Annotated in this window: 29 protein-coding genes; 15 read left to right on the forward strand and 14 right to left on the reverse strand. The window is 68.5% G+C overall.

What is annotated here, in order from left to right; genetic code table 11:
* Window positions 1–62 precede the first annotated feature (62 nt).
* Window positions 63–1097 (reverse strand): aldo/keto reductase, encoded by a 1035-nt coding sequence (locus U3653_RS30585; RefSeq protein WP_195083182.1) that lies wholly within the window; start codon window positions 1095–1097, stop codon window positions 63–65.
* Between the two features lie 113 nt (window positions 1098–1210).
* Here U3653_RS30585 and U3653_RS30590 point away from each other — a divergent pair, with 113 nt between their 5' ends.
* On the forward strand, window positions 1211–1822 hold the full coding sequence (locus U3653_RS30590) for a TetR/AcrR family transcriptional regulator (protein WP_195083100.1): 612 nt from the start codon (window positions 1211–1213) through the stop codon (window positions 1820–1822).
* Here the strand turns inward: U3653_RS30590 and U3653_RS30595 are convergent.
* Window positions 1819–2421, reverse strand: a complete 603-nt coding sequence (locus U3653_RS30595) for a TIGR03086 family metal-binding protein (protein ID WP_195083101.1) — start codon at window positions 2419–2421, stop codon at window positions 1819–1821. The genes U3653_RS30590 and U3653_RS30595 overlap by 4 nt on opposite strands.
* A 126-nt stretch (window positions 2422–2547) precedes the next feature.
* On the opposite strand from U3653_RS30595, the gene U3653_RS30600 reads away from it, so the two are divergent.
* Window positions 2548–2796: a DUF8836 family protein gene (locus tag U3653_RS30600; RefSeq protein WP_195083102.1), complete on the forward strand. Its 249-nt coding sequence runs from the start codon at window positions 2548–2550 to the stop codon at window positions 2794–2796.
* Between the two features lie 129 nt (window positions 2797–2925).
* Window positions 2926–3153, forward strand: coding sequence for an Rv3202a family protein (locus tag U3653_RS30605; protein WP_195083103.1), 228 nt, complete (start codon window positions 2926–2928; stop codon window positions 3151–3153).
* Window positions 3154–3161: 8 nt separating this feature from the next.
* On the opposite strand, the gene menD is transcribed toward U3653_RS30605, so the two are convergent.
* The 3 genes from menD to U3653_RS30620 form a co-directional block, all read right to left on the reverse strand.
* Window positions 3162–4805, reverse strand: a complete 1644-nt coding sequence (gene menD, locus U3653_RS30610; RefSeq protein WP_195083104.1) for a 2-succinyl-5-enolpyruvyl-6-hydroxy-3-cyclohexene-1-carboxylic-acid synthase — start codon at window positions 4803–4805, stop codon at window positions 3162–3164.
* 744 nt (window positions 4806–5549) lie between these two features.
* Window positions 5550–5996: a DUF6918 family protein gene (locus U3653_RS30615; protein WP_195083105.1), complete on the reverse strand. Its 447-nt coding sequence runs from the start codon at window positions 5994–5996 to the stop codon at window positions 5550–5552.
* 74 nt (window positions 5997–6070) lie between these two features.
* Complete coding sequence (locus tag U3653_RS30620; protein ID WP_195083106.1) at window positions 6071–6727, reverse strand: PaaI family thioesterase; 657 nt, start codon at window positions 6725–6727, stop codon at window positions 6071–6073.
* A gap of 188 nt (window positions 6728–6915) precedes the next feature.
* Between U3653_RS30620 and U3653_RS30625 the strand changes: the two genes are divergently transcribed.
* The 5 genes from U3653_RS30625 to U3653_RS30645 all read left to right on the forward strand — a co-directional run bounded on the left by U3653_RS30625 (window position 6916) and on the right by U3653_RS30645 (window position 11761).
* Window positions 6916–7809: a 1,4-dihydroxy-2-naphthoyl-CoA synthase gene (locus U3653_RS30625; RefSeq protein ID WP_067810427.1), complete on the forward strand. Its 894-nt coding sequence runs from the start codon at window positions 6916–6918 to the stop codon at window positions 7807–7809.
* Complete coding sequence (locus U3653_RS30630) at window positions 7809–8201, forward strand: VOC family protein (RefSeq protein ID WP_195083107.1); 393 nt, start codon at window positions 7809–7811, stop codon at window positions 8199–8201. The genes U3653_RS30625 and U3653_RS30630 overlap by 1 nt, the downstream gene beginning before the upstream one ends.
* A 337-nt stretch (window positions 8202–8538) precedes the next feature.
* The gene (gene menE / locus U3653_RS30635) at window positions 8539–9699 is read left to right on the forward strand and encodes an o-succinylbenzoate--CoA ligase (protein WP_195083108.1); all 1161 of its coding nucleotides are present in this window, start codon (window positions 8539–8541) and stop codon (window positions 9697–9699) included.
* Window positions 9700–9870: 171 nt separating this feature from the next.
* Window positions 9871–10863 (forward strand): ATP-binding cassette domain-containing protein, encoded by a 993-nt coding sequence (locus U3653_RS30640; protein ID WP_195083109.1) that lies wholly within the window; start codon window positions 9871–9873, stop codon window positions 10861–10863.
* A 64-nt stretch (window positions 10864–10927) separates the two neighbouring features.
* Entirely contained in the window at window positions 10928–11761 is an 834-nt protein-coding gene (locus U3653_RS30645; protein WP_195083110.1) for an ABC transporter permease, read from the forward strand.
* Window positions 11762–11825: 64 nt separating this feature from the next.
* Here U3653_RS30645 and U3653_RS30650 read toward each other — a convergent pair whose 3' ends face one another.
* Window positions 11826–15134, reverse strand: a complete 3309-nt coding sequence (locus U3653_RS30650; RefSeq protein ID WP_323124672.1) for an ATP-binding protein — start codon at window positions 15132–15134, stop codon at window positions 11826–11828.
* Between the two features lie 132 nt (window positions 15135–15266).
* Here U3653_RS30650 and U3653_RS30655 point away from each other — a divergent pair, with 132 nt between their 5' ends.
* Window positions 15267–15731: an SRPBCC family protein gene (locus tag U3653_RS30655; protein ID WP_195083111.1), complete on the forward strand. Its 465-nt coding sequence runs from the start codon at window positions 15267–15269 to the stop codon at window positions 15729–15731.
* 132 nt (window positions 15732–15863) lie between these two features.
* Window positions 15864–16733: a 1,4-dihydroxy-2-naphthoate polyprenyltransferase gene (locus U3653_RS30660; RefSeq protein ID WP_195083112.1), complete on the forward strand. Its 870-nt coding sequence runs from the start codon at window positions 15864–15866 to the stop codon at window positions 16731–16733.
* A gap of 86 nt (window positions 16734–16819) precedes the next feature.
* Here the strand turns inward: U3653_RS30660 and U3653_RS30665 are convergent, their stop codons facing one another.
* The 5 genes from U3653_RS30665 to U3653_RS30685 all read right to left on the reverse strand — a co-directional run bounded on the left by U3653_RS30665 (window position 16820) and on the right by U3653_RS30685 (window position 19644).
* On the reverse strand, window positions 16820–17203 hold the full coding sequence (locus U3653_RS30665; protein ID WP_195083113.1) for a phage holin family protein: 384 nt from the start codon (window positions 17201–17203) through the stop codon (window positions 16820–16822).
* Window positions 17204–17277: 74 nt separating this feature from the next.
* Entirely contained in the window at window positions 17278–17859 is a 582-nt protein-coding gene (locus U3653_RS30670; protein ID WP_195083114.1) for a Clp protease N-terminal domain-containing protein, read from the reverse strand.
* Window positions 17859–18080: a helix-turn-helix domain-containing protein gene (locus U3653_RS30675; RefSeq protein WP_067810393.1), complete on the reverse strand. Its 222-nt coding sequence runs from the start codon at window positions 18078–18080 to the stop codon at window positions 17859–17861. Before U3653_RS30675 ends, U3653_RS30670 begins: the two co-directional genes overlap by 1 nt.
* A gap of 119 nt (window positions 18081–18199) precedes the next feature.
* Window positions 18200–19285, reverse strand: coding sequence for an L-cysteine desulfhydrase Cds1 (gene cds1 / locus U3653_RS30680; protein WP_195083115.1), 1086 nt, complete (start codon window positions 19283–19285; stop codon window positions 18200–18202).
* Window positions 19282–19644: a DUF4229 domain-containing protein gene (locus tag U3653_RS30685; RefSeq protein ID WP_195083116.1), complete on the reverse strand. Its 363-nt coding sequence runs from the start codon at window positions 19642–19644 to the stop codon at window positions 19282–19284. The genes cds1 and U3653_RS30685 overlap by 4 nt, the downstream gene beginning before the upstream one ends.
* Before the next feature lie 185 nt (window positions 19645–19829).
* Here U3653_RS30685 and U3653_RS30690 point away from each other — a divergent pair, with 185 nt between their 5' ends.
* A complete protein-coding gene (locus tag U3653_RS30690) occupies window positions 19830–20042 on the forward strand; it encodes a BldC family transcriptional regulator (RefSeq protein WP_039802103.1) in 213 nt (70 codons plus the stop codon).
* A 117-nt stretch (window positions 20043–20159) separates the two neighbouring features.
* On the forward strand, window positions 20160–20366 hold the full coding sequence (locus U3653_RS30695) for a hypothetical protein (protein ID WP_043733248.1): 207 nt from the start codon (window positions 20160–20162) through the stop codon (window positions 20364–20366).
* A gap of 167 nt (window positions 20367–20533) precedes the next feature.
* Here U3653_RS30695 and U3653_RS30700 read toward each other — a convergent pair whose 3' ends face one another.
* Complete coding sequence (locus U3653_RS30700) at window positions 20534–21142, reverse strand: DUF8020 domain-containing protein (protein WP_067810386.1); 609 nt, start codon at window positions 21140–21142, stop codon at window positions 20534–20536.
* A gap of 311 nt (window positions 21143–21453) precedes the next feature.
* Here U3653_RS30700 and lppU point away from each other — a divergent pair, with 311 nt between their 5' ends.
* From lppU to U3653_RS30715, 3 genes are all read left to right on the forward strand, one after another.
* Window positions 21454–22104 (forward strand): LppU family putative lipoprotein, encoded by a 651-nt coding sequence (gene lppU, locus U3653_RS30705; protein ID WP_195083117.1) that lies wholly within the window; start codon window positions 21454–21456, stop codon window positions 22102–22104.
* 434 nt (window positions 22105–22538) lie between these two features.
* Window positions 22539–23699 (forward strand): helix-turn-helix domain-containing protein, encoded by a 1161-nt coding sequence (locus U3653_RS30710; RefSeq protein ID WP_195083118.1) that lies wholly within the window; start codon window positions 22539–22541, stop codon window positions 23697–23699.
* 214 nt (window positions 23700–23913) lie between these two features.
* Window positions 23914–24375 (forward strand): hypothetical protein, encoded by a 462-nt coding sequence (locus U3653_RS30715; protein ID WP_195083119.1) that lies wholly within the window; start codon window positions 23914–23916, stop codon window positions 24373–24375.
* Window positions 24376–25165: 790 nt separating this feature from the next.
* Here the strand turns inward: U3653_RS30715 and U3653_RS30720 are convergent.
* Together U3653_RS30720 and U3653_RS30725 are read right to left on the reverse strand one after the other, a co-directional pair.
* Window positions 25166–25381, reverse strand: coding sequence for a hypothetical protein (locus U3653_RS30720; protein ID WP_323124671.1), 216 nt, complete (start codon window positions 25379–25381; stop codon window positions 25166–25168).
* A complete protein-coding gene (locus U3653_RS30725; RefSeq protein WP_195083120.1) occupies window positions 25378–25563 on the reverse strand; it encodes a hypothetical protein in 186 nt (61 codons plus the stop codon). The genes U3653_RS30720 and U3653_RS30725 overlap by 4 nt, the downstream gene beginning before the upstream one ends.
* Window positions 25564–25818 lie beyond the last annotated feature (255 nt).

Consider the following 25818-nt stretch of genomic DNA (forward strand, 5'->3'; position numbering starts at 1 on the left):
CAGCCGCGCCCCGCTCCGTCGAAGAACAAGACGGATCCGACAAGCGGACTGACCGTCCTCGCTCACACCGCGGGTGGGTTCAGGCGGGTGAAGTCCGGGAGGCGGTAGTACGGGTAGTAGGGGTAGGGCGGGGTGGTGGCGCTGGCTTTGTCGAGGCGGGCGATCTGGTCGGCGTCGAGTTCCCAGCCGATCGCGCCGAGGTTCTGGCGCAACTGCTCCTCGTTGCGGGCGCCGACGATGACCGTGGCGACGGTGGGGCGGCGCAGCAGCCAGTTGAGGGCGATCTGCGGGACCGTCTTGCCGGTTTCGGCGGCCAGTTCGTCGAGGACGTCCACCACGTCGTACAGCTTCTCATCGTCCACCGGTGGACCGGCCTCGGCGGTGCGGTGCAGGCGGCTTCCTTCCGGAAGTGGTTGCCCGCGGCGGATCTTCCCGGTGAGCCTGCCCCAGCCCAGCGGACTCCAGACCACCGCGCCGACGCCCTGGTCGCGGCCCAGGGGCATGAGTTCCCACTCGTAGTCGCGCCCGACCAGCGAGTAGTAGACCTGATGCGCGACGTACCTGGTCAGACCGTTGCGATCCGCCACGGCGAGGGATTTCATCAACTGCCAGCCCGCGAAGTTCGACGCGCCGACGTAACGGATCTTGCCCGCGCGCACCAGATCGTCCAGCGCGGCGACGACTTCCTCCACCGGCGTGCCGGCGTCGAAGGCGTGCAGCTGGAACAGATCGATGTAGTCGGCGCCCAGCCTGCGCAGCGATCCCTCCACCGCATTGATCAACCTGGCCCGGCCGGAACCGGCGTCCCGCGGCCCCGGTCCGGTGGGCAATGTCGCCTTGGTGGACAACAGCACTCGGTCACGCCTGCCCTTGACGGCGGCACCCAGGATCTCCTCGGAAGCTCCGTCGGAGTACACGTCGGCGGTGTCGAACATGTTCACGCCCGCGTCCAAACTGATGTCGACCAGCCGTCGCGCCTGTTCGGCATCGGTGTCGCCCCACGCGCCGAACAGCTCTCCGCGCCCGCCGAAGGTGCCCGCGCCGAAGCTCAGCGCCGGGACCTGCAGGCCGGATGCGCCGAGCCGCCGGTACTCCATCTGCGTATCCATCGTCCGTGCGTTCACCGGGCGGACCTCCTAAAGGGTCTATAGTTCCGTTAACACTTCGGACGGTACACCCGTTCGCCCGCAAATGAAACTGGAGTCCCGTTATGGCGATGGAACCCGGATCGATCCGGCCAGGTGGACGCACCGCACGCGTCCGCGCGGCCGTACTGCGAGCCGCGGGTGACCTGCTGGCCGAACGAGGTTTCGCACACCTGGATCTCGCGGAGGTCGCGACGCGCGCCGAGGTCGGCAAGACCACCGTCTACCGCCGCTGGCGCATGCCCACCGGCCTGATCGCCGACCTGCTGGCCGACATGGCCGAGCAGTCGCTGCCGCACGCCGACACCGGCTCGCTTCTCGGTGATCTCACCGCCAACGCCCGCCTGGTGGCGAAAACTTTGTCCGATCCCCGCCAGGGCAGGCTCTTCCGCGCCGTGATCGCGGCCGCCACCTGCGACGAGTCCGCCGCGGCCGCCCTGCGCCACTTCTACGACGTTCGCCTCACCGAATGGTCGGCCTGTGTGACGTCCGCGATCGCGCGCGGCGAAGCACCCGAGCGCACCGACGCGCGCGCGGTGCTGTCTGCGGTGTCGGCGCCGCTGTACTACCGGTTGCTCGCCAGCGGCGATCCGATCGACGACGCCGCGGCGGACACCGCCGCCCGCGCCGCCGTCGATGCCGTACGCGCGGGCACGTTCGTGCCCACCGCCGGCTAACCGAGCACCGCTCCCCTGTCCTGTGCGGTCCAGTCGGCGCGGCGGCCGGTGAGAGCGAGGACTCGCTCCAAAGCGGTGGCATCAGCCGTGACCGGCAGCACGGGCCCGAACAGACCGGGCACCCCTTCGGCGGGCGTGTCGCGCAGCAGGTCCAGCAGGGTCGCCAGATCCCCGGCGGCACACGAGAAGGTCTGGCCGGTGGCCTTCGCGAGGTCCCAGCCGTGCACGACCACCTCGTCCAGGGCGATCCTGGCCATCACGGGGGCGGGCTCGCTCACTCCCCCGGCCTCGGTCACGCCGTCCCAGGCCGCCGGCTCCCGCCACGCCGTCACCAAGGCATCGAGCTGGGCCGGAATGCGCTCACGCCAGTCCTCCGGCAAGGCACGCTCGGCAGGGGGCGCGGGCGCGACCGAACCGCCGACCGCCTCCTTGGTGGCCGCCTGCCGGAACGCCTCGGTCAGATCGACCACGTGGGCGAGCAGATCGCGGACCGTGGTGTCGGCGCACGGCGTCGGCGCCGCGAGCCGATCGTCGGCGATGCCGCCGACAACGGTCGCCAACGCGGCTGCCGCGGGCTCGAAGTCGAACTCGGGTTCCATCTGGCCTCCTCGGGTGTGAATCGTCTCCGCATATGGAGACGGCGCGAGGCGGCGAAACTGATCGGCGGGCCGTTCCGAGATCAACCCGTAGCGGCGAAAAGTCCTGGAAAAGCGGACAATTGAAAGATGAAGGGTGATCGGGTGGAGATCGTCGTCGATGTCGGCGACGGGTCCCGGAATTATGAGATCGCGGCCACCCGAGCGGGGCGGCGAGTCGAGGTACGGATCGCGCGAGGGGTGGTCGAAGTGAGCGAAGTGACGCGATCCGGGACGGCGGTGCGGACCGCGCGGTTCATGGCCGGGCGCATGCTCGCGCTCGTGGAACACCCCGCGGACGCGACTGCGCCGCGGGCAGGCGAAGCGCGACAACCGTAAGCCTCCGGTGCTTGCCCTGCGGCCCGGCCGCGGGCATCCTCGATGCAGTCGGAGTTGATCGTCCGCCTCGATTGCGGCGTGCCACGACGGGTATGCCGAGCGAGAGGCCTACGCGGAGAGGAGCGCACGATGTCAGATCCCCTTGCCGACGCGGTCCCTGAGGCCGATCTCGCCGAGCAGTCGGTTCCGGCGTATCCGGAGGAACCCGTGCTCGCCGATGACCTGCCCGAGCAGGACGAGCTGGTCGGGCGGGCGGCTCTGGAGCGCGACACCTTCGAGGCGAACCCGGCGGATGTGCTCGAACAGTCCATCGCGGTTCCGATCGATGACGACCCCGAGGAGGAATTCGACTTCTGACCGCCCGGTCAGGGCCGGATCCCGGCTCGCACCGTCGCGTGCAGTTCCCGCAGGCTGGACCGCTCGGTGGCCACCTCGAGCACCCGCATGCCATGCGCGTGCGCGGTCAGCTCGACGGCCAGCTGCTGCGGGTCCACCTGCCGGTGCGGGATGCGATAGGCGGCGCACAAGGCGGCCAGATCCATGCCGTGCGGGGTGCCGAAGACCCGCTCGAACACGCCCGCGTATTGCGGGTCGCCCTGCTCGAGCAGTTCGAAGATGCCGCCGCCGTCGTCGTTGGCGACGACGATGGTCAGATCCGCGGGCCGCGGTTCGCCCGGTCCGATCAGCAGGCCGGACGCGTCGTGCAGGAAGGTCAGGTCGCCGATCAGGGCGATGGTGCGCCCGTCATGGTGCAGCGCCGCGCCCACCGCGGTGGATACCGTGCCGTCGATGCCGGCCACGCCGCGGTTGGACAGCACTTTGACGCCGGGACGCGGATGCGACACCAGCGCCGCGTCCCGGACCGGGTTCGAGGCGCCGAGCAGCAGTTGGTCGCCGTCGCGCAGCGCGTCCATCACCACCGCGGCGACGTGCAGCCCCGTGGGTTTCGGGTGGCGGGCGAGTTCGCCACGCACCACCTGGTCGGCTCTCGCGTTCAGCTCGCGGCAGTGCTCCAGCCATTGCGGCCTCGGGGCGCCGACGGTGACGGCGCGGGTGCCGGTGCCGACCACGTTGCCGGACACGTCGGGCCACCGCGGGCCGGTAGTCAGCGCGTAGACCCGGATGTCCGGATCGGCGAGCACCTTCGACACCTGCCGGTGCAGGGTCGGGCGGCCGGTGATGATCGCCTGCGCGGGCCGCAGCAGCGGCAACGCCAGTGGGTGCAGCGCGGGACCGTGCATGGGGGCGGTGGGCTCGGCGACGGTCGGCAGGTCCGCCAGCTCCGGCCGGAAGCCGGCGCCGTGACCGGAGATCACGACGGTGTCCGGAGTGAGGTCGAGATCGAGCGGCACGTCCAAGGTGGCGTACTGGGTCTCGGTCCAGGCACGATCGCCCGCGCGTCCCGTCGGAGCCGTCTCGCCCGGCGCCAGGTCGGGTACCAGGGGCTCACGCAGCGGGACGTCGAAGTGCACCGGGCCCGCGTTGCCGGAGCGCGTGCCGCGCGCCGCCGCCAGCACCCGGCAGACCGCCGAACGCCACTGGCTGTTCTGCTGGCCGTACGGCGCATGCTCGGCGTCGCCCGCCTCCTCTTCCGCGAGACCGAGCGAGATGGTCGCGCGGACCTGGCTGCCGAACAGGCCGAACTGTTCGACGGTCTGGTTGGCGCCGGAGCCGAGCAGTTCATAGGGCCGGTTGGCGCTGAGCACCACCAGCGGGACGCGAGCGTAGTTCGCCTCCAGCACGGCGGGCCCGAGATTGGCCACCGCGGTGCCCGAGGTCATCACGACCGGGACCGGGAGCCGGCTCGCGAGCGCGAGCCCGACGGCGAGGAAGCCCGCCGTGCGCTCGTCGATCCGCATGTGCAGGCGCAGTCGCCCGGCCGAATCGGCGGCTTGCAGGGCGAACGCCAGCGGAGCGTTCCGGGAGCCGGGGCACAGGACGACATCCCGCACGCCCCCGCGCACGAGTTCGTCGACGACGACCTGCGCTTGTGCTGTAGACGGGTTCACGCCTCCAGACTGGCAGACAGTCAACTAGAAGTCCCCGCCGGGAGGTTCGCAATCACACTGTGTCGTCGCCCACGGGCGGGCTTCCCACGGTCGCGGGGATCGCAATGAACTGATTGCGGAGTCCTCGTACAACCGTGCCGTCAGATCACGCCTGCGGCGAGGACCGCCGACGCACCGAGCGTATCGGCGGACGCGCTCGGCGATAGTCGATCGGCCGCCACCCCAACAGACTCGCCGATGGCTGGAAGCGGCCGCTGAGTCTATGACCCCTCAGCGTCCCCATTGCAAGCCTGCTCTACCCCCGAATTGGCTCCTACGGTCAGCTCCGCTTCGAACTGTCGAACCCGCATACAGCCGCTAGCCACCACGTCCGCGACATACCGCCAGCGCCCGGACATTCGAGCGCGCCCAGAGGCAAGGCTCAAATCATGACCTTGCCTCGTCACGCGACGGTACCAGCACGACTACCGGTTTCGAGCGAAGCGAGACCGAGCATGCGCCGTTCGCGGCCCGGCTCGCGTCCGAGTGGCCGCCGCGTCCGCGACGAAGTCGCAAGCGGTGGTCGCTCGGGCGCGAGCCATAAGGGGGCCGCGAACACCCAGCGCCGCAGGCGCTGGAAAAACCAACACAGCCCGGCTCGCGTCCGAGCGGCCGCCGCGTCCGCGACGCAGTCGCCAGCGGTGGTCGCTCGGACGCGAGCCACAAAGGGGCCGCGAACACCCAGCGCCGCAGGCGCTGGAAAAACTACCGAGCGTGCTTTTCGATCAGGTCGCCGACCCGGGGCAGCGCCTCGATGACGTTCTTCTTCGCCGAAGAACGCATCGAGGAGTAGACCTTCTGCAGGGCAGGGCGGCTGGAGGCCTCGGCGCGAGCGTCGGTGACGGCGAGCAACGCCTCGGCGACCTCGTCGGACTTGGCGACGAGCAGGTCGGCGAACTTGCCGGTGCCCGACGCCGTGTACTCCTGCCAGAACGGCTCCAGCTGCGCGACCAGCTTGGGCGCCAACGACTCCAGCGCATCGGGCACGATGGACGGGCTGATCTTCTTGACCGCCGCGTAGCCACCCTTCACAGCCAGGCCGGACGCACCACCCTTGTCCGACACCTCGGCGTCGAGAACCTCGACGGCATCGGCAAGGAAAGCCGGGCGCTTCGCGTCGTCGAGCAGGGATTCAGACAGTGCTGCAACCACTTTCAGGTTCCTCCGGATCGGTATCGATGAACGAGCGAGGGCAACTATACGTGCCCGCGCCAGCATTCACCCGGCTACGGCTGCCACGGTAGCAACTCGACCATCAGACCTTCGCAGTCTGCGAGGAGATCGCCCTGCTCATCGAGCAATTCGGCGGTGATGAAAGTTTTTCGCCCTTCGATACGGTCGACCCTTCCGCGAACCGTCAGTTGCGTCTCCAGCGGAGTGATCTTGCGGTAGTTGACGTGAAGGTACGCGGTGCGGCTGATCGGCCGTCCGGCGTAATGCACGATCATGCCGAGCAGATCGTCGAACAGCAGCGGCAGCACGCCGCCGTGCGCGGCCCCGTTTCCGCCGAGATGGAAGCGGCGGAACACACCGGTCATCTCGATGCCGTCCGGGCCCGCCGAGACCACCTGCCACGGCAGCAGCAGAAGGCTTCCCCGCCCCGGCAATTCGACGGCGCGGCCCGCCGGGCCTTGCAATTCGGGCGCGCGGTAGGGCTCGAGCAGGTCGATCAGCTCACGAGCTTTGGCTTGCGCGGCCCCGAAGATCTCCTCCGGCGCGTCCACGGACACCGCGAGATCCTGCAACGTCCGCATGGCGTCCACGAATCCGCCGAAGTTCGGCCCGACCTTCGCGGCCGTGACCTTCGGGAACCCGCCGTGCTTCTCGTACCGGGATCGGTCCACCGCGCTCCGGTCGATAACCGGTTTCACTTGCTCGCTCATACCTGCACGGTAACGCGTGGTTTTACACCGTCAAATCGAGATCCCGGCGACCCGGCGAGACCAGCCGGGGTTCGGGGCCGCTCCATCGCGCCGCCCGCGTGCGAGACCGACGGCCCGCCCACCTCGCTCCGGCGCCGCTCACAGCCCCGACCACGACTTTCGAGCCCAGCGAGACCTAGCATTGCCCGGTGACGTTCAATCCGAAGCTGTGGCGCCCCGTTCCGGGATTCGAGAACCTGACCGACATCACCTATCACCGGCACATCGAGCAGGGCACCGTGCGTGTCGCGTTCGACCGGCCGGAGGTGCGCAACGCGTTCCGCCCGCACACGGTCGACGAACTCTACCGGGCGCTCGATCACGCGCGGATGACCTCGGACGTCGGCGCGGTGCTGCTCACCGGCAACGGCCCCAGCCCCAAGGACGGCGGCTGGGCCTTCTGCTCCGGCGGTGACCAGCGCATCCGCGGCCGTAGCGGATACCAGTACGCCAGCGGCGAGACGGCCGATACGGTCGACCAGGCCCGCGCCGGCCGCCTGCACATCCTCGAGGTGCAGCGGTTGATCCGCTTCATGCCGAAGGTGGTGATCGCGCTGGTGAACGGATGGGCCGCGGGCGGCGGGCACAGCCTGCACGTGGTCTGCGATCTCACCTTGGCCAGCCGCGAACACGCCCGGTTCAAGCAGACCGACGCCGACGTGGGCAGCTTCGACGGCGGCTACGGCAGCGCGTATCTGGCCAAGATGGTCGGCCAGAAGTTCGCCCGCGAGATCTTCTTCCTCGGCCGTCCCTACACCGCCGAGGAGATGCACCAGATGGGCGCGGTGAACAAGGTCGTCGACCACGCCGAACTGGAGGACGTCGCGCTGGAGTGGACCGCCGACATCAACGGCAAGTCTCCGCAGGCCCAGCGCATGCTGAAGTACGCGTTCAATTTGCTGGACGATGGTCTTGTGGGCCAGCAACTTTTCGCGGGCGAGGCGACGAGGATGGCCTACATGACCGACGAAGCCGTCGAAGGCCGCGACGCGTTCCTGCAGAAACGCAAGCCGGACTGGACCCCCTACCCCTGGTACTTCTGATGGACATCCTCAGCAGCCGCATCATCCTTCGGCCCGCCGACTACGAGGCCACGCTCGCGTTCTATCGAGACGGGCTGGAACTGGCCGTAGCGCGGGAGTATCCGGGCGGAACGGTGTTCTTCGCTGGACAGTCGCTGATCGAGGTGGCATCGCACGGCGGGTCGGGCCAGCCGTCGTCGTTCGACGGCGCGATCTGGCTTCAGGTGCGCGATGTGTCCGACGCGGCGGCGGAGCTGGCGCTCAAGGGCATCCCGATCGATCGGGCCCCGGTCGAGGAGCCGTGGGGTTTGCACGAGATGTGGGTGCGCGATCCCGACGGTGTGCCGATCGTTCTGGTCGAGGTCCCGCCGACCCATCCGATCCGGCGGGATACCCGCTGGCAGGAGTCCTAGCAACGGTTCCGTTCGGTAGTACGGCGGGCCGCACCGAGTTGCCAACGCGTCGAGCGGCGAGGACGATAACGCTCGGATGGCCACCCGACCGCCGACGTCCGGGCCGGCTGTGTCCGTGTCCCATCCGACGAGTGAATCGCAGTATCGATGCCTGTCGTACTTCAGCCCCGATCCCACCGGGTGGCCGCGCCACGGTCGCGCCACTCCGGCATACCGACCCGTTCCGCACGCGGCGGCGCGGGCATGACACGATCCCTATCGTGAGGGAGTGCAGCGAGCGAGCCATGGGGACTGCGGCTCTGGGCAGCACCGAGCCGGGCGAGCGGCGAGGCATGGCATGACCAAGAAACTGCGTACCTTGCCGATGCCGACCGGCTCCGGTCTCGGCGACGTCATGCCGCACCTGCGGGAGGCGCTGGAAGGTAGCGGGGCCGCATGGCTCCCCATTCCCACCAGCGATCGGCGCGAGGCGAGACGCCTGAGCGACGCCTTGTCGCCGGGTGAGCCGATCGACGAGGACATCGCTCTGGTGGTGACCACCTCCGGCACCACAGGTGTGCCGAAGGGCGCGATGCTCAGCTCGGCGGCCCTCCGCGCGAGCGGCACCGCGACCCATGACCGGCTCGGCGGCCCCGGCAACTGGTTGCTGGCCCTTCCGACCCATCACATCGCCGGGATCCAGGTGCTGTTGCGCAGCATCCTGGCGGGAACCGAACCCACCGTGCTGGACGTGTCCGGCGGATTCCTGCCAGAGGCCCTCGCGGGCGCCATCTCGGGTATGCGCGGGGAGCGGCGCTACACCGCCCTGGTCCCGACCCAGTTGATCAAAGCCTTGGAGTCGCCGGTCGCCACCACCGCTCTGGCCGAGCTCGACGGCGTGCTGGTGGGCGGCGCGGCCACTCCCCTGCCGGTCTACGAGCGCGCGCGAGCGGCGGGAATCACCGTGGTGCGTACCTACGGCATGAGCGAGACCTGCGGCGGCTGCGTCTACGACGGCGTGCCGCTGGAGGGCACGAAAGTCCGGATCGAAGACGGCAGGGTGGTGCTGGGCGGCGCGATGATCGCCTCGGGCTACCGCAATCAGCCCGACCATCCCGCCTTCGCCGAGCCGGGCTGGTTCCGCACCGAGGACGCGGGCACCTTCGACAACGGCGTCCTGAGCATCACAGGGCGGCTGGACGAGGCGATCACCACCGGAGGCCTGCTGGTGATCCCGCAGGTGGTCGAGGCCGTGCTGATCAACCACCCGACCATCAGCGAAGTGGTCGTCCTCGGCCTGCCCGACGAACGGCTCGGCCAGCACGTCGCCGTCGCGGTGATCCCCGCCCCCGGCGCCACGCCCAGCCTGTCCGAGCTACGCGAGTACGTCGCCGCCGAACTGGACTCCATCGCCGCCCCCCGCGAACTGGCGATCCTCGACGAGTTCCCGCTGCGCGGCCCCGGAAAGCCCGACCGCGCCAAGCTCCGCGAATACCTGCTGGCCGACTCGAACCGCTAACGGATCACCGGGCAGCGGCCACCACCGGCCCTGCCCGCGGCGACGCCGCCTGCCTCCTGAGCGCCGGTGGTCAACGACCCCCGACGCAAGCCACGAGAGGGCCGCGACGCAAGGCCGATGTGACAGCGCTGTGCAAGAGCAGTGCAAGTCAAGGCGTCCACAGTTGTCCACATGACTTCTTTCGCACCAACTTCAGCGCTCGCCGTCGAGGCGGACGGCCTGGTCAAGGTGTTCGGGGAACAGCGGGCCGTCGACGGCGTGAGCCTGGCGGTGCCGCAGGGCTCGGTGTACGGCGTGCTCGGACCGAACGGCGCAGGCAAGACCACGACCATCCGGATGCTCGCGACCCTGTTGCGACCGGACGGCGGCACCGGACGCATCTTCGGCCACGACGTGGTCGCCGAGCCGACGGCCGTCCGCTCGCTCATCGGCGTCACGGGGCAGTACGCCTCGGTCGACGAGGACCTGAGCGCCACCGAGAACCTGATCGTCTTCTCTCGCCTGCTCGGCCTCGGCCGGGTCGAGGCCAGGCGCAAGGCGGCCGAACTGCTGGAGGAATTCGATCTCACCGAGGCGGCGGACAAGCCGCTGCGGCATTTCTCCGGCGGCATGCGGCGCAGGCTCGACCTGGCGGCCAGTCTCATCGCGACGCCGCCGCTGCTGTTCCTCGACGAACCGACGACCGGCCTCGACCCGCGCACCCGCGCCCAGATGTGGGACACCATCCGCCGCCTCGTCCGCGAGGGCGCGACGGTGCTGCTCACCACGCAATACCTGGACGAGGCCGACCAGCTGGCCGACCGGATCGCGGTGATCGACCACGGCAAGGTGATCGCCGACGGCACGGCCGACGAACTGAAGGCTTCCGTGGGCGGTTCGTCGCTGCATCTGACTCTGGTCGATCGCGGCCAGCTCGACGAAGCCCGTCGCATCATCGGCGATTTCCTCGGCGCGGAAGCGCAGATCACGCCGGAGGCGGGGCGACTCACCGCGCCGCTGACCGACGCGGGCGTCACCGCTGATCTGCTGATCCGCCTGCGGGAGTGGGAAATCGGCGTGGACGAGATCACCGTGACCAAGCCCAGCCTGGACGAGGTCTTCCTCACCATCACCGGCCACCCCGCCGACGACACCACCGACGATCCCGCGAGAAGCGCGGCATGAGCGTCCATCCCGCGGGCGACAGCCCGCGTGACCATGCCGGCGCACGCCCAGAAGGAGCACGACCATGACCACCATCACCGCGACCGAAACGCGCCGAACGGCGCCGACGAACATTCCCGAAGTGAGCAACCGCGTCCCGCTGGTCCAGGCGGCGGCGAACTCGTTCACCATGGCCTACCGCGGCCTGCTGAAGATCAAGCACAAGCCCGAGCAGCTGTTCGACGTGACGATCCAGCCGATCCTGTTCACCGCCTTGTTCGCCTACATCTTCGGCGGCGCCATCGGCGGCAGCGTGCAGGACTACCTGCCGGTCCTGATCCCCGGCATCCTGGTGCAGACCGTGGTGCTCACCTCGGTCGTCACCGGCACCCAGTTGCGCGAGGACATGGACAAGGGCGTCTTCGACCGGTTCAAGTCCCTGCCGATCGCCCGCATCTCGGCGCTGGCCGGCGCCCTGCTGGCGGATATGGTGCGCTACGCCCTCGCCACCGTGCTCACCATCGTCGTCGGCATCGCCATCGGTTATCGCCCTGATGGCGGTGTGCTCGGGGTCGTCGCGGCGGGTCTGGTCATCGTCTTCTGCTCGTTCGCGATCAGCTGGATCTGGGCGCTGGTCGGGGTCACCGGCAAGAGCGCGGCGGGCGTGCAGGGCATCTCGATGATGATCATGTTCCCGCTGACCTTCATGTCCGGCGCCTTCGCGCTGGTGAGCACGATGCCGGGCTGGATGCAGGGCCTCAACCACGTGAACCCGGTGTACTACATGGTGAACGCGTGCCGAGGGTTGATGAACGGCGCCGCCTTCGGCAGCGATCTGGCGTGGTCGTTGCTCGGCTCGCTGGTCGTCATCGCGATCTTCGCGCCGCTCACGGTCCGGGCGTACATGCGCCGGGCGTGAGTTTTCCGGCAGGAGCGGGCCGGGTGACCTTGTCACCCGGCCCGCTTTCGTATCCCCGCGAGAGTCAGTGCGCGTCGGCCAGGCTTGCGAGCATCCGCATGATGCGATCCGCGGACTCGGTGCGGCGCAGGTGGCCGAGGCGGCGGCGGGCTTCGTCGACCCGCTCCGCGCCGAGTTTCGCGATCGCCGCGTCCAGGTGCCGTTGCCACCGCATCGAGGGGTAGTCCTGTCGGCACAAGACGTTCGGAGCCAGGATCAGCATGTCCAGACCCACGGGGGCCGCACGATCGACGGCGATGAGGTAGGAGCCGATCGCACAGGCGACGGCGCCGATCTGCGGCAGGTCCCGGTACTGCGACATCATCGGTACGGCGATCTCGGCCAGCTGCGCGGACAGGCCCGCGCTCCGGTCGGCGGCGCCGTGCAGCACCCGCGCGTCCAGCGCCGCCGCGGCCAGCATCAGGGCGCCGGGCCCCGGATTGAGGAAGTTGTTGTCCGGCCAGCCGAACAGCTCCAGCGCGCGCTCGTAGCGAGCGAACCCGCCTGCGATATCCCCCTCCGCGAGCGCGACTTCCGCCGAACTCTGCATCACGGTGGACAGCAGCCGATTCTGCCCGAAGGACGCGTTGTCCAGGTCCGGCGTGCCGAACACGATGGCGAGGTCCCGCCGGGCCTGCTCGAGTTCGCCCGCGCCGACCAGCGCGCCCACCAGATAGCTGTGGATTTCCACGGTGTCCTCGTAGGCGCCGAGCCGTTGCAGCACTTCGAGCGCGCGGCGGTAGTAGGTCACCGCTTCGGCGTACTGGGCGACCTGCCCGCAGACCTGGCCGAGGTGCCTGGACACCATGGCCACGCTCCAGACGTTGTCGCGCCCGAGGACGTGCAACGCCTTGTCCGCGTCGAGGGTGGAGCCGCGCACGTCACCGAGGTTCTCGCGGATGTTGGCCCGCAACAGCAGCGCCGAGGCCCTGGTCTCGGGATCGGGCGAGCGCACCGCCTCGGCGAGCAGCCTGCTCAGCCCGCGTCCGTCGGCTCTGGTGAGCACGACACGGCCGACGAAGCGGATGGTCTCGCTGACCTCCGAGCAGGAGCGCAGCAATCGGCGCACGCGCTGACGCAGCCGCGCGAGTTCCCTGGTGCCGCCGTCGGTGTAGGCGAGATGCAGGAGGGTCATCTGATAGGTGACGAGCACGAGGTCCGGACGTGGCCCGTCCTGGCCGAAGTCGGCCACCTCCAATTCGATGACCCGCTCGGCCCACGCGATCACTTCCGAATGCGATCCGCGAATCAACCACAGCGTGCCGACGACCGGAAACACCGTGTATGCCGTTGCCGCGTCGCGTCGTTCGATGGCGCAGCGCAGCGCGGCGAGCAAGTTGTCCAGCTCCGCCGCGAGGGCCAGCGCGAGGTGGAACTGATCGCCGGTCATGTACCGGCCCGCCACGTCGTCGGCGTAGTCCTTGGCCCACCGCATCATCCGGGTGTCGACCGTTTCCGGCTCCCCCGCCGTGGCGGTCAGCTGCTCTTCACCGTATTCCCGCACCGTCTCCAGCATCCGGTACCGGGTGCCGAGCGTCTCGTCGTCCAGCACGGTGAGCAGCGATTGGTTGACCAGGCCGTCGACGGCCGCGGCGACGTCGGTCACGTCGGCTCCGCCCGCGACCGCCTCGGCCGCCGACAGCGTGAAACCGGCCGGGAACCGGCACAACCGGCGCAGTGTCGCCTGCTGTTCGGTGTCGAGCAGATTCCAGCTCCAGTCGATCACCGCGTGCAGCGTGCGGTGGCGTTCGGGCGAACTGCGGTCGCCGTGGCGCAGCAGCGCGAACCGATCGGCCAGCCGCTCGTTGATCTCCTCGACGCTCATCACGCGCACCCGGGCCGCGGCCAGCTCGATGGCCAGCGGCAGCCCGTCGAGGGTGTGGCACAGCTGGGCGACCACGTCCGGATCCAGCCGGACGCCGGGCCGCACCGCTCGCGCCCGCGCGGCGAACAGCTCGGTGGCGGGTGAGCCCGCCGGATGGATGGTCAGCGGCGGCAAGGGATACACCGTCTCGGCCGTGATGGTCAGCGGCGAACGGCTCGTGGTGAGCACGGTCAGCCGGGGCGCGGCGCCGATCAGATCGGCGACCACCACGGCGACGGCGTCGATCAGGTGCTCACAGTTGTCCAGGATCAGCAGCATCGCGCGGGCCGACACCGCGTCGTGCAGCCGTCTGCGCAGATCGACGGGCTGCCCGGATCGCAGCGTCGCGGTGTCGAAGGTGACCTCGCTGAGCCCGAGCACCGCGGCGATCGCCGCCTCGATCTCGACCCTGGCGTCGTCGCCGTCGGCCCGCACCGAGGCCAGCTCGACCAGCGCGACCGGACAGGTGGCCGCCGCCTGCCAGCCGATCTCGTTGGCGACCCTGGTCTTGCCCGCACCGCCCGGACCGAGCACGGTCACCACCCGGGCATCGCGGAGCAGTTCGGTCAACGCGGTGATATCGGCGGCCCGGCCGAGCAGCGCGTTGGGCGCGGCGCGCAGGCCGATGGCGGCGAGGTGCGGTGTCTGCGGTACGTCCTGCGCCCGGAGACCGTCGTCGGTCGCCGAGTTGCCCGAGCGCTGCGCGGCGCGCCCCACCCGCTCCCCGCGCAGGATCGCGGTGTGGATCTCCGTCAGCGCCGGTCCCGGGTCGGTGCCGAGTTCCTCGGCCAACCGGGAGCGGAAAGCGGCGAACGATTCCACCGCCTCGTTGGGCCGTCCGGCCGCGGCCAGCAGGCGCATCAGGGTTTGCTGCGCGGGCTCGTCCAGCGGTTCGGCGGCGGCGCGCAGCCGGGCGAGGCCCAGAGCGCCGTCGATGTCGCCGCCGTCCTCGCGTGCGGTGAGTTCGAGTTCGTCGAGTTCGGCCAGACGCCGTCCGGCCGCGGCCCGCAGCTCGTCGGAGAGATCGCCCGGCGGCAGATCGGCGCCAGGATCCCCGCGCCACAGCGCCCGCGCTTCCGCGATCCGGGCCAGGCATCCCGGGAGGTCGCCCGCCGCGTGCAGTTCGCGCGCCCGCGCCACCCGCTCGCCCACCGAGGACAAGTCGACCTGGTCGGCGCCGAGGGTCAACCGGTAGCCGGCCGGACCGATCTCCAGCGCGCCCTCCGGCAGCGCCGACCGCAGCCGGGAGACTTGCGTGTGCAGCGCGTTCATCGGCGAACGCGGCGGCTGTTCGCCCCAGACCTCCTCGATCAGGGCCTGTGCGCCTCGGCTGCGGCCTGGCCGCAGGGCCAGGGCGGTGAGCAGGAGCCGGGAGCGTGCACCCGGCAAGGGCGTCAGCAGGCCGTCCCGGCGCAGCGCGACCTCGCCCAGCAAGGCCACCACGACCGATTCGCCTGCGGGCGTCGTCACTGCTCGACTGTGGCCGTGCGGGCCGCTGTGCTCCGGAAACATCCCGCGGTCATCGTAGGCGAGCGGGCCGGAGAAGCTCGACACGAATTCTTTGCCGCCACTGCGAGCGGTCGGTCGCATAGTGTGACCCCCATGGCTGAGTTCGAGGTGGTCCGATCGGCCGTGATCACGGCCGACCCCGCGCGCGTGCACGGGCTGATCAACGATTTCCGCAAGTGGGTCGAGTGGTCGCCGTGGGAGGACCTCGACCCGCAACTGCAGCGCAGCTATTCCGGCGCGGAATCCGGGGTCGGCGCGCGTTACGCCTGGAGCGGCAACCGCAAGGCCGGAGCGGGCAGCATGGAGATCGTCGGCAGCGCCGACCGGGAGATCGGCGTGCGGCTGGAGTTCTTGAAGCCGATGAAGGCCACCAACATGGTGACCTTCACGCTGGATCCGGTCGAGACCGGCACCGAGGTGACCTGGCGGATGACCGGGCAGCAGACCGGTCTGATGAGTGTCATCGGCAGGTTCATTCCGATGGACAAGTTCGTCGGCCGGGATTTCGAAAAGGGACTCGCACGGATGCAGGAGGCGGTGATGGCCGGAACGGCCTGATCGCGGCGGCCATGCGTGGGCTGACGACGGACTCCGTCCGGCTGCGCCGATTATGCGTACCTCCGCCTTCGCTGCGGCCATGCGCGTAGCTGACGACGGACTCCGTCCGGCTGCGCCGATTATGCTGCGAACATGGCTACTGCAGCGCAATGGATCGAGGGCGCGCGACCACGTACCCTGCCGAACGCGATCGCCCCGGTGCTCGCCGGCACCGGCGCCGCCGCGTCGATCGATGGCGCGGTGTGGTGGAAAGCGATTCTCGCGCTGCTCGTTTCGCTGGCGCTGATCATCGGCGTGAACTACGCCAACGACTACTCCGACGGTGTCCGCGGCACCGATGACGTCCGGGTCGGCCCGCTGCGCCTGGTCGGGCAGAAGCTGGCCTCGCCCACGGCGGTGAAGACGGCCGCGATCGTCAGCTTGGTCGTCGGAGCCGTCTTCGGCTTGGCGCTGGTGTTGACCAGCGCTTGGTGGCTGCTGCTGATCGGCGCGGCCTGCCTGGCGGCCGCCTGGTACTACACCGGCGGGAGCAAGCCCTATGGCTACAGCGGATTCGGCGAGGTCGCGGTCTTCGTCTTCTTCGGTTTGATCGCCGTGCTCGGCACCCAATTCGTGCAGGCGGGCCGGATCGACTGGGTCGGCGCGCTGCTCGCGATCGGGGTAGGCGCGTTCTCCAGCGCCGTGCTGGTCGCGAACAACCTGCGCGACATCCCCACCGACACCGATTCCGGGAAAGTCACGCTCGCGGTGAAACTCGGCGACCCACGCACCCGCACGCTGCACCTGGTGCTGCTCACCGTGCCGTTCCTCGCGACGTTGGCGCTGGCCGCCCGCACGCCGTTGGCGCTGGCCGGGCTGCTCGCGATTCCGCTCGCCGTGCGCGCCAACGCGCCGGTGCGCGGCGGCAAAGGCGGTCTGGAACTGATTCCCGCGCTGCGCGATTCCGGCTTGGCGCTGCTGGCCTGGTCGGCGATCACGGCGCTGGCGGTCGGGCTGGGTTAGCGCGCCCGGCCGCGCGGATCGAGCCGACCACGTGGGCCCGCTCACGCGAAGCGCGACGAAGCGTCGCGCGTTCGCGCCCGCGCGGACTAATCCTCGTCCGGGACCAGGATGCCGAGCACCCAGTTCACGATCGAGACGATGATGCCGCCGAACACCGCGGCCCAGAAACCCTCCACGCGCAGGCCGTAATCGGTGAACGCTTCGGTGATCTCGGCGGTCAGCCACAGCATGAGCGCGTTGATCAGCAGCAGGAACAGGCCGAGCGTCACGATCACCAGCGGTAGCGACAACAGCTTCACGATCGGCTTGACCAGGGCGTTCACCACCGTGAAAACCGCGGCCACGGCGAGAACAACCCCGATCTTGGCGCCGTTGCCGCCCTCGGGGGCGAGAATGTCGATCTTGTCGACCCAGAAGGCCGCCAGCCAGATGGCCACCGCGTTGATGATCAACCGAATCACGAGCTGCATGGCCCAATGCTAGGCGTCGGACGCGGACATGCGCCGCCGAAGAACTCGAACTACAGCGGCGCATGTCCGCCCGCTCAAGCCGCACGGTCGAGCAGGGCGTGCACCTTGGGCCGCAATTCGCCGATCGCGGCGGAACCGCCGAACAGGCGCTCCGTCGTCTGGTTCGGGGCGCGCAGTATGCCGAGCAGCATGTGCCCCGACTCGATGGTTTTGTCCTTGCGGCCCAACGCCTCACGCAGGGCGAGCTCGAGCACCTTCTTCGCGTCCTTCGTGAACGGAATGTGCCCGTAGTACCCGCCGCGGCTCCAAGGGAACGGGCCGCGGCGCGGGTCCGGCGCGGCCCGGTCGAGCGCGTCTTCGCCGAAATGCGCTTCCAGCGACTCACGGACGGCGTCCAGATCGATGCCGATGGAGCGCAAGGCCTCGGCGTCCTCGGGGCCGAGGGGTATCCCGTTGCCCTGTTCGGCCAGCGCGCGGCGCACGCCGTCGCGCGTGAGCCCCGCTTCGGCGAGCAACGTCGTCAACTCCGGCTCGGCCTGCGCGAGCACGCCGAGCAATACGTGCTCCACCTCGATATTCGACGCGTGGAGTTCGCGCGCGTCCTCTTGGGCGACGACGATCGCCGTGCGCGCAGACCTGCTGAACCGCTCGAACATCAGCGGATCCTGCCTTTCCGGTTGTACTTCTGGTGCACTGCCTGCTTGCTGACCTCGAGCGCCTCCGCGATCGCCTGCCACGACCAGCCCTGAGCACGGGCGTTGGCCACCTGGATCGCCTCGAGACGTTCGAGCAGCCTGCGTAGCGCGAGCACCGCGCGCAGCCCGACCTTGGGATCAGGGCTGCCCGCGGCCGCCGCGAGTGTGGTTGCTTCCGTCATGTCGTCAATTTTGATTGACGATCGCGCGCGATGTCAACAAAAATTGACGAACCAGGACGCGACAGAGCCCCGTTCCGCTTTTAGGCGAACGACGAACCCCTACCCGGGGCGTGAACCGATCAGGCGTCCCAGATTCCGGTCGCCACGAACTTCTCCAACACGGCGGTGGGCTCCGCGAGCTCCAGACCCTGGGACGCCACCCACCCGTCGTCGAAATACGTTCCGGCGTAGCGATCCCCGCCGTCACACAGCAGGGTGACCACGCTGCCGCCGCGGCCATCGGACAGCATCTCGGCGATCAACGCGAAAACGCCCCACAGGTTGGTACCGGTCGATCCGCCGACCCGGCGGCCGAGCCGCGCGCTCGCGAACCGCGCCGCCGCGATGGACGCCGCGTCGGGCACCTCGAACATGCGGTCCACGATCTGACCGACGAACGAGGGCTCCACCCGCGGGCGGCCGATGCCTTCGATCCGGGAGGGCATCCCGGTCTGATAGCCCGCGTCCCCCGTCTCGTAGCCGCCGTAGAAGGCGGAGTTCTCCGGATCGACCACGGCCAGCTTGGTCGCGTGCCTGCGGTACCGGATGTAGCGGCCGATGGTGGCACTGGTCCCGCCCGTGCCCGCGCCGACCACGATCCACTCCGGCACCGGATTGGTCTCCAGCGCCATCTGCTGGAAGATCGATTCGGCGATGTTGTTGTTGCCGCGCCAGTCGGTCGCGCGCTCGGCGTGGGTGAACTGGTCCATGTAGTGCCCGCCGCATTCGGCCGCGAGCCGCGCCGCCTCGGTGTACATGTCCGGCGGACGGCGCACGAAATGACAGCGACCGCCCTGCGCCTCGATCAGCGCGATCTTCTGCGGGGAGGTGCTCGCGGGCATCACCGCGACGAAGTCCAAGCCGAGCAGCTTCGCGAAATAGGCCTCGCTGACCGCCGTCGAACCCGACGACGCCTCCACCACGGTCGTCCCCTCGGTGACCCAGCCGTTGCAGATCGCGTACAGGAACAGCGAGCGGGCCAGGCGGTGCTTGAGGCTGCCGGTGATGTGGGTGGACTCGTCCTTCAGGTAGAGCTGGATGTTCCACTCGGCGGGCAGCGGGTAGCGCAGCAAGTGGGTGTCCGCGCTGCGCTGGGTGTCGGCGTCGATCAGCCGCACCGCGTTGTCGACCCACTCGCGCGGCGCGGTGTGATCGCAGGACTTCACGCGGACGTCCCCGACTCCGGCCCAGCGGGCGGCTCCTCGCCGCGCAGCCGCGCCCGTAGCTCGGCCTTGTCCCGGCGCCTGCGCTCGTCGACCAGGGCGATGTCCTCGTTCACCTTGGTTCGCAGCCGCTTGAACAGCACCAGCGACAGCGGCATCGCGATGATGAGCGCGAACAAGGCCGCGACCACGATGGGGATGTCCACCGACACCAGCCGCGCGGCCAGCACGATCAGCGCGGCGAGCACTACCACGAGACCCAACCTGGCGACGGTGTAAAGGGCCAGATTGCGGGCCAGACGACGACCAGCGCCAGCCGTTTGCTGTCCGGAAGCACCTTTTGGTGGATTCGCGTCACGCACATCCCTCAGCCTATGCGAAGCTGTTGCCCGCCCCCGGTGCACGCCCAACAGCCGGGGGTGGGGCGCGCATCCGATTTGTCTATTACCTCCCCTTTACCAACTGTAGGTGGTTCGAGTACCTAGGGGTTTCAGTGCGACGATGGCGCCATCTGATGAGGGAACTGTCGAGAACGGAGAGGTTTGCTATGACTGCGATCACCGTCGGCGGCCAGGACACCCTGCTGACTCCGGGCCAGGTTGCTGCCCTGTTCCACGTCGACCCCAAGACCGTGACGCGCTGGGCTCACGCCGGGCGCCTCGGGTCGCTGCGCACACCGGGCGGACATCGCCGGTTTCGCGAATCGGAAGTACTCCAGCTGCTCAAGTCGCTGACCACCGAGGCGACCGCAGCACGCTGATCGCAGGGCGCGCGGACCTGTCGTGCTCGGGTCCGCGCTCGCCCGCAGACCATTTTCGCGTCTGCGGTGTGCTGGAGTCACGTCCGCGGCTACCCTCGTAACCAGGAGGTGAGCGACGTGACGTACCTGTTGGCACTCATCGCGGTGGTGGCAATAGCGGTGTTGTGCTGGAAGGCGTTCGGCCCCGAGCGGACTGGACCCACTGCCCCGCAGACGCGTTCACCACAGCGCAAGCGCGTCATCGGACCCGACGACGACCCGGAGTTCCTCTGGCGACTATCCCGCCAGCACCGTGACGGCGAGTCCGGTTCCGCCGAGCGCTGAGCTTCGCATCATCCGCGCGATAGCACGCGTCCAGCGGTATTCGGCGTTCGCGCGTTCTTTCTCGCTCTGCCGTGGGTCGAACCTTCAACGCCACGGCGATCGACGACCCGGTCCGGGTGCGGCAGGCGCGCTGCGGTGCGCCTGCCGCACCCGATCCGTGGTGTCGATCAGGGCTCGCCGTTGACGACCGCCATCAGCGCGTCCATGAACGGCTGCCCGCCCTGGATGGCTCCGCCCGCGATCGCGCCGACGACCAAGCCGATCGGGCCGGTGATGATGCTGAAGAAGCCGAGGCCGATCAAGGCCCCGAGCAGTCCGCCGAGCAGCGCGCCGCCGACCACGCCGACCACGTTCTGGTTCAGCTCGGCGATGAGCCGGTTCATCGAGCTGATCGGCTGCATCTCGCCGATCTCCTTGGCGCCTGCCACCGGGGTGAGCGCCAGACGCCGTCCGCTGTCGCTGATTTCGTGCGCGACCGACAGCTTGCTGCCGGAAACCTGGAAGGTCAGCGGCACTTCGGCCACCACGGCTCCGGTGTCGGAGGTCAGCCTGATCTTGGTGCCGTCGTCGGCCACCGCGAAGGCGCCGTGCTCGACGGCGGTGGTGATCGCTCCGGTCTCGCGCGAGACCGTGGTGTGGTAGTCGACCCCCTGCTCTACGCCGGTAGTCGTGATCTCACGCTCCGGCTCCACAGGTTTCGCGTTCGCGGCCCCCGCTGTGATGCCCACTGCGGCAACCGCACCGAGCGCAATGGCGGCAATAGTGCCGAACTTCATTCTGGAATTCCTTCTCACCGAGACACCGGCTCCGGAGGCCGGATGGCGTGTGACTGTACAGCGCCCGTGACTTGTTTCCAGACTTGACGACCGGCACACATGATCCAGCGGTTCGTTATCCGATTGTGATCACTCGGGCCGCCGATGGCGGCACCCAGGTGAATTCCCATGGCGGATCACTGCTCCCGGGAAGGAAAACTCGACGCGGACGTGCCGCGTAGTGTAAGCATGGCGTGGTCTTCGATACGCAAGATTCACAACTTCGGGTCGCTAGGTGGGTTCGAAGGGTTTACAGCTCTGGAGGACGTGACGTGTCGCGCCAACGTGTCCGCGCCGGTATCACCCTGGCCGCCTTCATGGTCGGGACCGGGGTGGCGGCCACCCTCGTGGTCGTCGCCGCGCTGTCGATGTCCGGTCCGGCCGACGAGCCGGCCAAGGCCGCCGCCCAGGCCGCCACCGCCTCGACCGCATCAACGCCGCCGCCGACCACCGAGGAGCCGTTGCCGACCACCACGGAGGCATTGCCGACCACGTCGGCGCTGCGCGGCGCGTCGAACAAGAGCGCCACGAGCATGCAGGTGAACATCGGCGAATGCGTGCAGTTCGGCGGCGCGGGCGCGATCGATAAAACCGCTTGTGGCAGCCCGAATTCGGTCTACAAGGTCATCGAGAAGGCACCGGCTGGCTCCACGTGCCCCACCGACGCCGACCACACCTACAACGAGACCTTGCGCGGCGCGACACAGGCCGCGCTGTGCCTGGACATCGACTGGGTCGTCGGCGGCTGCATGGAATTGATCCCCGGCAGCCCTAAGCGCCTCGACTGCGCCGCCCACGCCCCGGGCGCGGTCCGGGTGATCGACATCAAGCAGAACACCGTGGACGTCAACGCCTGCGGCTCGGCCGACAGCGGAATCGTTTATCAGCAGCGACATTTCGTCGTCTGCGTGGCCCGCCTGTAGGGCTCCGTACGCGCGCGTACCACACGCCGCGAGCGCACGACACGGCCGCCTACACGGGCTTATTAACAGACATGCGAAGTCTTGTGTCCCTTAAGGCGCCGAGGCTCGAAACGTTATTCGTTCTGCCGGTGAATATTTCGGCATGTTGCCGCGAAACTATGCCACGATCCGAAGTCGTTCCCGCTTATTTCGAGCTCCACAATCTGAAACGTCCGCATTCAATTCTTTTGGCGCAGACGTGCCAATAAAAACCCCATAATTCCGCGAAATAGTTGCCCCTCAGGCCGCGTCGTTCAACGACAGCCCCATCAGCACCGCGTCCCACACCTCGCCGCTGCGCCGCCGGTAGTGCGAGCGCAACACGCCCTCGACCTCGAACCCGGCTCGGTCGTTGAGCGCCTGACGAGTATCGGTAGCTCCCGTAGCCTCGGGACATGAGCACAGATCTCGGGGAACGCTTGCGGTCTGTACGCAAGCGGAGCGGTCTGACCCAACGTGAACTCGCCCAGAGTTCAGGAGTATCACTATCTCTGATTCGCAAGATCGAACAGGGCGAGCGCGACGACACTCGCATTCAGACGCTTCGACGGCTGGCCGTGGCGATGGGCTGCCCGCTCTCGGCGCTACTCGGCCCCACCCCTGGCCGACCCGAGACCGAGGGCGGTGAACTCTGGCTTCCTACCCGGCGGGCTCTCGTGTCGATCGCGGACGGACACGCGGCCGAAACTCCCGCCGAGCGGAGCATGATCGAATCACTGGTCGCGGCCGTGAAGCTCTACCACGACAACGAGTACGAGCAGTTGAGTCGGCTACTTCCCCATCTGATCCTCGATGGACGCGCCGCGACGCCGCTCATGCGCTCCCGGATTCTGCAATTGGTCGGGTCGGTGCTGGTCCAGACTCGGCAACTACAGTCCGCGAGGACCGCACTCGAGCAGTCGCTGAGGGACGCGGAGTCGACCGGGAACGTACTCGACGCCGCGTCGGCAGTGATCACTCTGTGCTGGCTGCTACTCGTGGAACGGCAGTTCGAGCAGGTTCGCACCTTGGCGGTGTCGTGGGCGGACCGTATCGAACCGCGCCTGTCGGTTGCCACAACACGTGAACTGTCGACGTGGGGGTGGTTGCTGTTGCGCGGCTCAGCCGCGGCAATACGAGACAACCGGCCGGACGAAGCAGACGACATGATGCGCCTGGCGAACGCGGCAGCCGCAGCGGTCAACCGAGACTCAGGGAGTTATCACCAATACTGGACGACGTTCGGGCCAGCCACGGTCGCCATGAAGCGAGTTGAGAATGCGATCGTGGACGACCGTCCCGACCTCGCGTTGCGGCTGGCCCGAGACGTACCACCGGGGCTGCGCCCGACCTCCGACAACCGCAACAGACATCTGCTCGACGTCGCCGCGGCACACATCGAACTCCGAAGTTATGACACCGCGTTCGACGTGCTGGTTCAGCTTTCCCGTGAGGCCCGACCGTGGCTGATCGAACAGCGGTCCGCTAAGGATTTGCTGGGCCGGATCATCTCCAGACGACGCACCCTGACTCCTGAGATGCGAGATCTCGCGGATCTCCTGCGACTGGAGTACTGAGATGTCCACTCCGAATGGCACTTTCGCTGGATCGTTTGCCGAGAGTGCCATTGTTGGACAGCCTCTCCACCTGTGACGCTTTCCCCGGCCCCGACGCCGGGGTGAGCCGGCCGCCTTCGTCATCTCGGCCGCGCCAGGACAGACGTGAACGCTGGCTGGTGCTATGCCCTCGGCGTCGGGTGCTTTCCAATCGGATTGCAGGGAGGCGCAGGGGATGGATGCGAGCAGTCGGCGGGGGTTGTATTCGGCGGGGACGGCCGAATTGCGGCGGATCGCGGTGTATTTGAAAGACGAGTCGATACCGTTGCGCGGCGCGCTGGCACGCGCGGAAGGCGCACTGGCTATCGGGCTGCGGTGCGTGGCTGTCGCAGGTGCCGACGCGGTCGGTGATCAGGCCACGATCGCGATGCTGGCCCGTCGCCACGGGTACACGCCGGCTGCCACGTACGTGGTTGCGCCGGGCACTGCGCCGCTGGTCGCGGCAGCGAACGTGCTCGAGATGGTGCACGTGGCCCGCGCGGGTGCGGTGATCGTCCCTGGGATGGCGCACCTGGGCGGATCGGTCCCGGCGGAGTTCACGCGGGTGTGCAGCGTGATCATGCCGGGGCACGTGATGCTCGGCCGCGCGCTGTACGCGACGCCGCCGGTGTCCGGGGACGCTGAGGCGCAGGGATGAGCGCGGCGGGCATGGGCGGTTTCGATCTGACCACACCGAACGGGCGGTGCGCGTTCTACCGGCTGGTCTGCCAGCTCCCGGCCGGGGTAGACCCCGTCGCCCTCGGCCGCATCGTGGTGCGGGCGGGTTCGATGGTCTGGGGTGTGTCGGTACCCGAGCCGTTGGGCCGGGCAGTGACGGACCGCTTACGAAGCGGCGGACATGGTCTCGGCCAATGTTGATCAGGCCGCCCGTGCCCCCACTCCGATCCACCGATTCGGCAGTGTCATGCACAGGCGCCGTTCTGCTATGTAGGCGGCCCGCCGACGGTTACGCGACCCCTAATATCGGGCCCTCGCAGACGGCCTGGCAGCGTCCGCCACACCCGTGACGATGAGGCCGAGCCGCCGCAATTCCTCGATCGCTACCTCTGGTCGGTCTCGCACGGCAGCCGCTGTTTGCATGCGCCGCCACTCTTCTCGGCCCTCAGCCACTTCGGCCTCCCATCCGTCCCGCCCCGCCACGCGACAGTCGCGGATGAGAAACTCGATGAAGTCCTCGACACATGGGCGAAAGCGGTCCCCGCCGGTAGGAACATGGATTGACTGAATCGCAGCAGGTGTCGGATGGCCAGTCTGTGACAACAGATAAGTGAAGAGCCCACTCTCAGCGTGCACGTGGACGTGCGAACACGGCACCGTATGAGCGTCGCGAACGTACTCGATCCGCGCGATCGGCTTCTTGCCACGCTTTTCCAAGAGCTGGAATGTGGACTTGTGCACAGCGAGATGACGCCCAGACCGGTCGAACGTCAGCTCGAATCCGAGTTTGACGTACCTATTGCAGGACTGCCCAGCTCAGCATGGATACTCTGCTGATACGCGAATGCATAGCGGCCGCCTTTCGGCGAGGCCTCCACCGTCAGCTGATCCGAGCTAGGGCTGCCTTCCAGGCACATCAGAGCCCTTGTCGAAACATCCAGGGCGAACCGCTTGGCCTGCTCCTCGAGACCGGTGTCCTTGCTCACGCATCCTCGAGAAGGAACTCGATGGACCGCAGCTCATCCCACGCCGCCAATTCCTCTGGCGTCAGGGTGTATTGAGCCGCGAGCTCCCCGATCTCCTCTCGCGTCATCCCGACGCGGCGCAAGACCTCGCGGTGTCGTTGGCGAAGTTCCTCAGACGTGCTGTGTTCGACCGTAACGGTCATCGGCGACTTACCCTCCCTGCTTCGTCGACCATCTCCGTTCATTATGCACGCACCTCGCTCTCTGATCGGGGATCGAGGCAATCTGGTTCTACCAGCGGCGACCGACAGGTTGGATGACGTCGAACCTCCTGGCTTCAGGTGGCATCTCAGGGTCTCAGTCGGCCAGTCACCGAAACGCATGGAGCCGACCCCGATCGTGTCATTCGCACCGAGAGGGTTGCGGTAGCGCGGTGCCTACGGCGATTCGAAACCTAC

Source organism: Nocardia implantans, from assembly GCF_035544775.1.
Lineage (GTDB): Bacteria > Actinomycetota > Actinomycetes > Mycobacteriales > Mycobacteriaceae > Nocardia > Nocardia implantans.

Coding starts and splice junctions, on each gene's coding strand:
- U3653_RS30600 (WP_195083102.1), top strand. CDS start 2,548: ATGAAGGGTGATCGGGTGGAGATCGTCGTCGATGTCGGCGACGGGTCC.
- U3653_RS30665 (WP_195083113.1), bottom strand. CDS start 17,203: ATGCAGCTCGTGATTCGGTTGATCATCAACGCGGTGGCCATCTGGCTG.
- U3653_RS30715 (WP_195083119.1), top strand. CDS start 23,914: ATGGATGCGAGCAGTCGGCGGGGGTTGTATTCGGCGGGGACGGCCGAA.
- U3653_RS30595 (WP_195083101.1), bottom strand. CDS start 2,421: ATGGAACCCGAGTTCGACTTCGAGCCCGCGGCAGCCGCGTTGGCGACC.
- U3653_RS30630 (WP_195083107.1), top strand. CDS start 7,809: ATGGACATCCTCAGCAGCCGCATCATCCTTCGGCCCGCCGACTACGAG.
- U3653_RS30640 (WP_195083109.1), top strand. CDS start 9,871: ATGACTTCTTTCGCACCAACTTCAGCGCTCGCCGTCGAGGCGGACGGC.
- U3653_RS30645 (WP_195083110.1), top strand. CDS start 10,928: ATGACCACCATCACCGCGACCGAAACGCGCCGAACGGCGCCGACGAAC.
- menE (WP_195083108.1), top strand. CDS start 8,539: ATGACCAAGAAACTGCGTACCTTGCCGATGCCGACCGGCTCCGGTCTC.
- U3653_RS30710 (WP_195083118.1), top strand. CDS start 22,539: ATGAGCACAGATCTCGGGGAACGCTTGCGGTCTGTACGCAAGCGGAGC.
- U3653_RS30620 (WP_195083106.1), bottom strand. CDS start 6,727: ATGAGCGAGCAAGTGAAACCGGTTATCGACCGGAGCGCGGTGGACCGA.
- U3653_RS30700 (WP_067810386.1), bottom strand. CDS start 21,142: ATGAAGTTCGGCACTATTGCCGCCATTGCGCTCGGTGCGGTTGCCGCA.
- U3653_RS30675 (WP_067810393.1), bottom strand. CDS start 18,080: ATGACGGAAGCAACCACACTCGCGGCGGCCGCGGGCAGCCCTGATCCC.
- U3653_RS30590 (WP_195083100.1), top strand. CDS start 1,211: ATGGCGATGGAACCCGGATCGATCCGGCCAGGTGGACGCACCGCACGC.
- U3653_RS30585 (WP_195083182.1), bottom strand. CDS start 1,097: ATGGAGTACCGGCGGCTCGGCGCATCCGGCCTGCAGGTCCCGGCGCTG.
- U3653_RS30725 (WP_195083120.1), bottom strand. CDS start 25,563: ATGACCGTTACGGTCGAACACAGCACGTCTGAGGAACTTCGCCAACGA.
- U3653_RS30655 (WP_195083111.1), top strand. CDS start 15,267: ATGGCTGAGTTCGAGGTGGTCCGATCGGCCGTGATCACGGCCGACCCC.
- U3653_RS30690 (WP_039802103.1), top strand. CDS start 19,830: ATGACTGCGATCACCGTCGGCGGCCAGGACACCCTGCTGACTCCGGGC.
- U3653_RS30660 (WP_195083112.1), top strand. CDS start 15,864: ATGGCTACTGCAGCGCAATGGATCGAGGGCGCGCGACCACGTACCCTG.
- U3653_RS30670 (WP_195083114.1), bottom strand. CDS start 17,859: ATGTTCGAGCGGTTCAGCAGGTCTGCGCGCACGGCGATCGTCGTCGCC.
- U3653_RS30605 (WP_195083103.1), top strand. CDS start 2,926: ATGTCAGATCCCCTTGCCGACGCGGTCCCTGAGGCCGATCTCGCCGAG.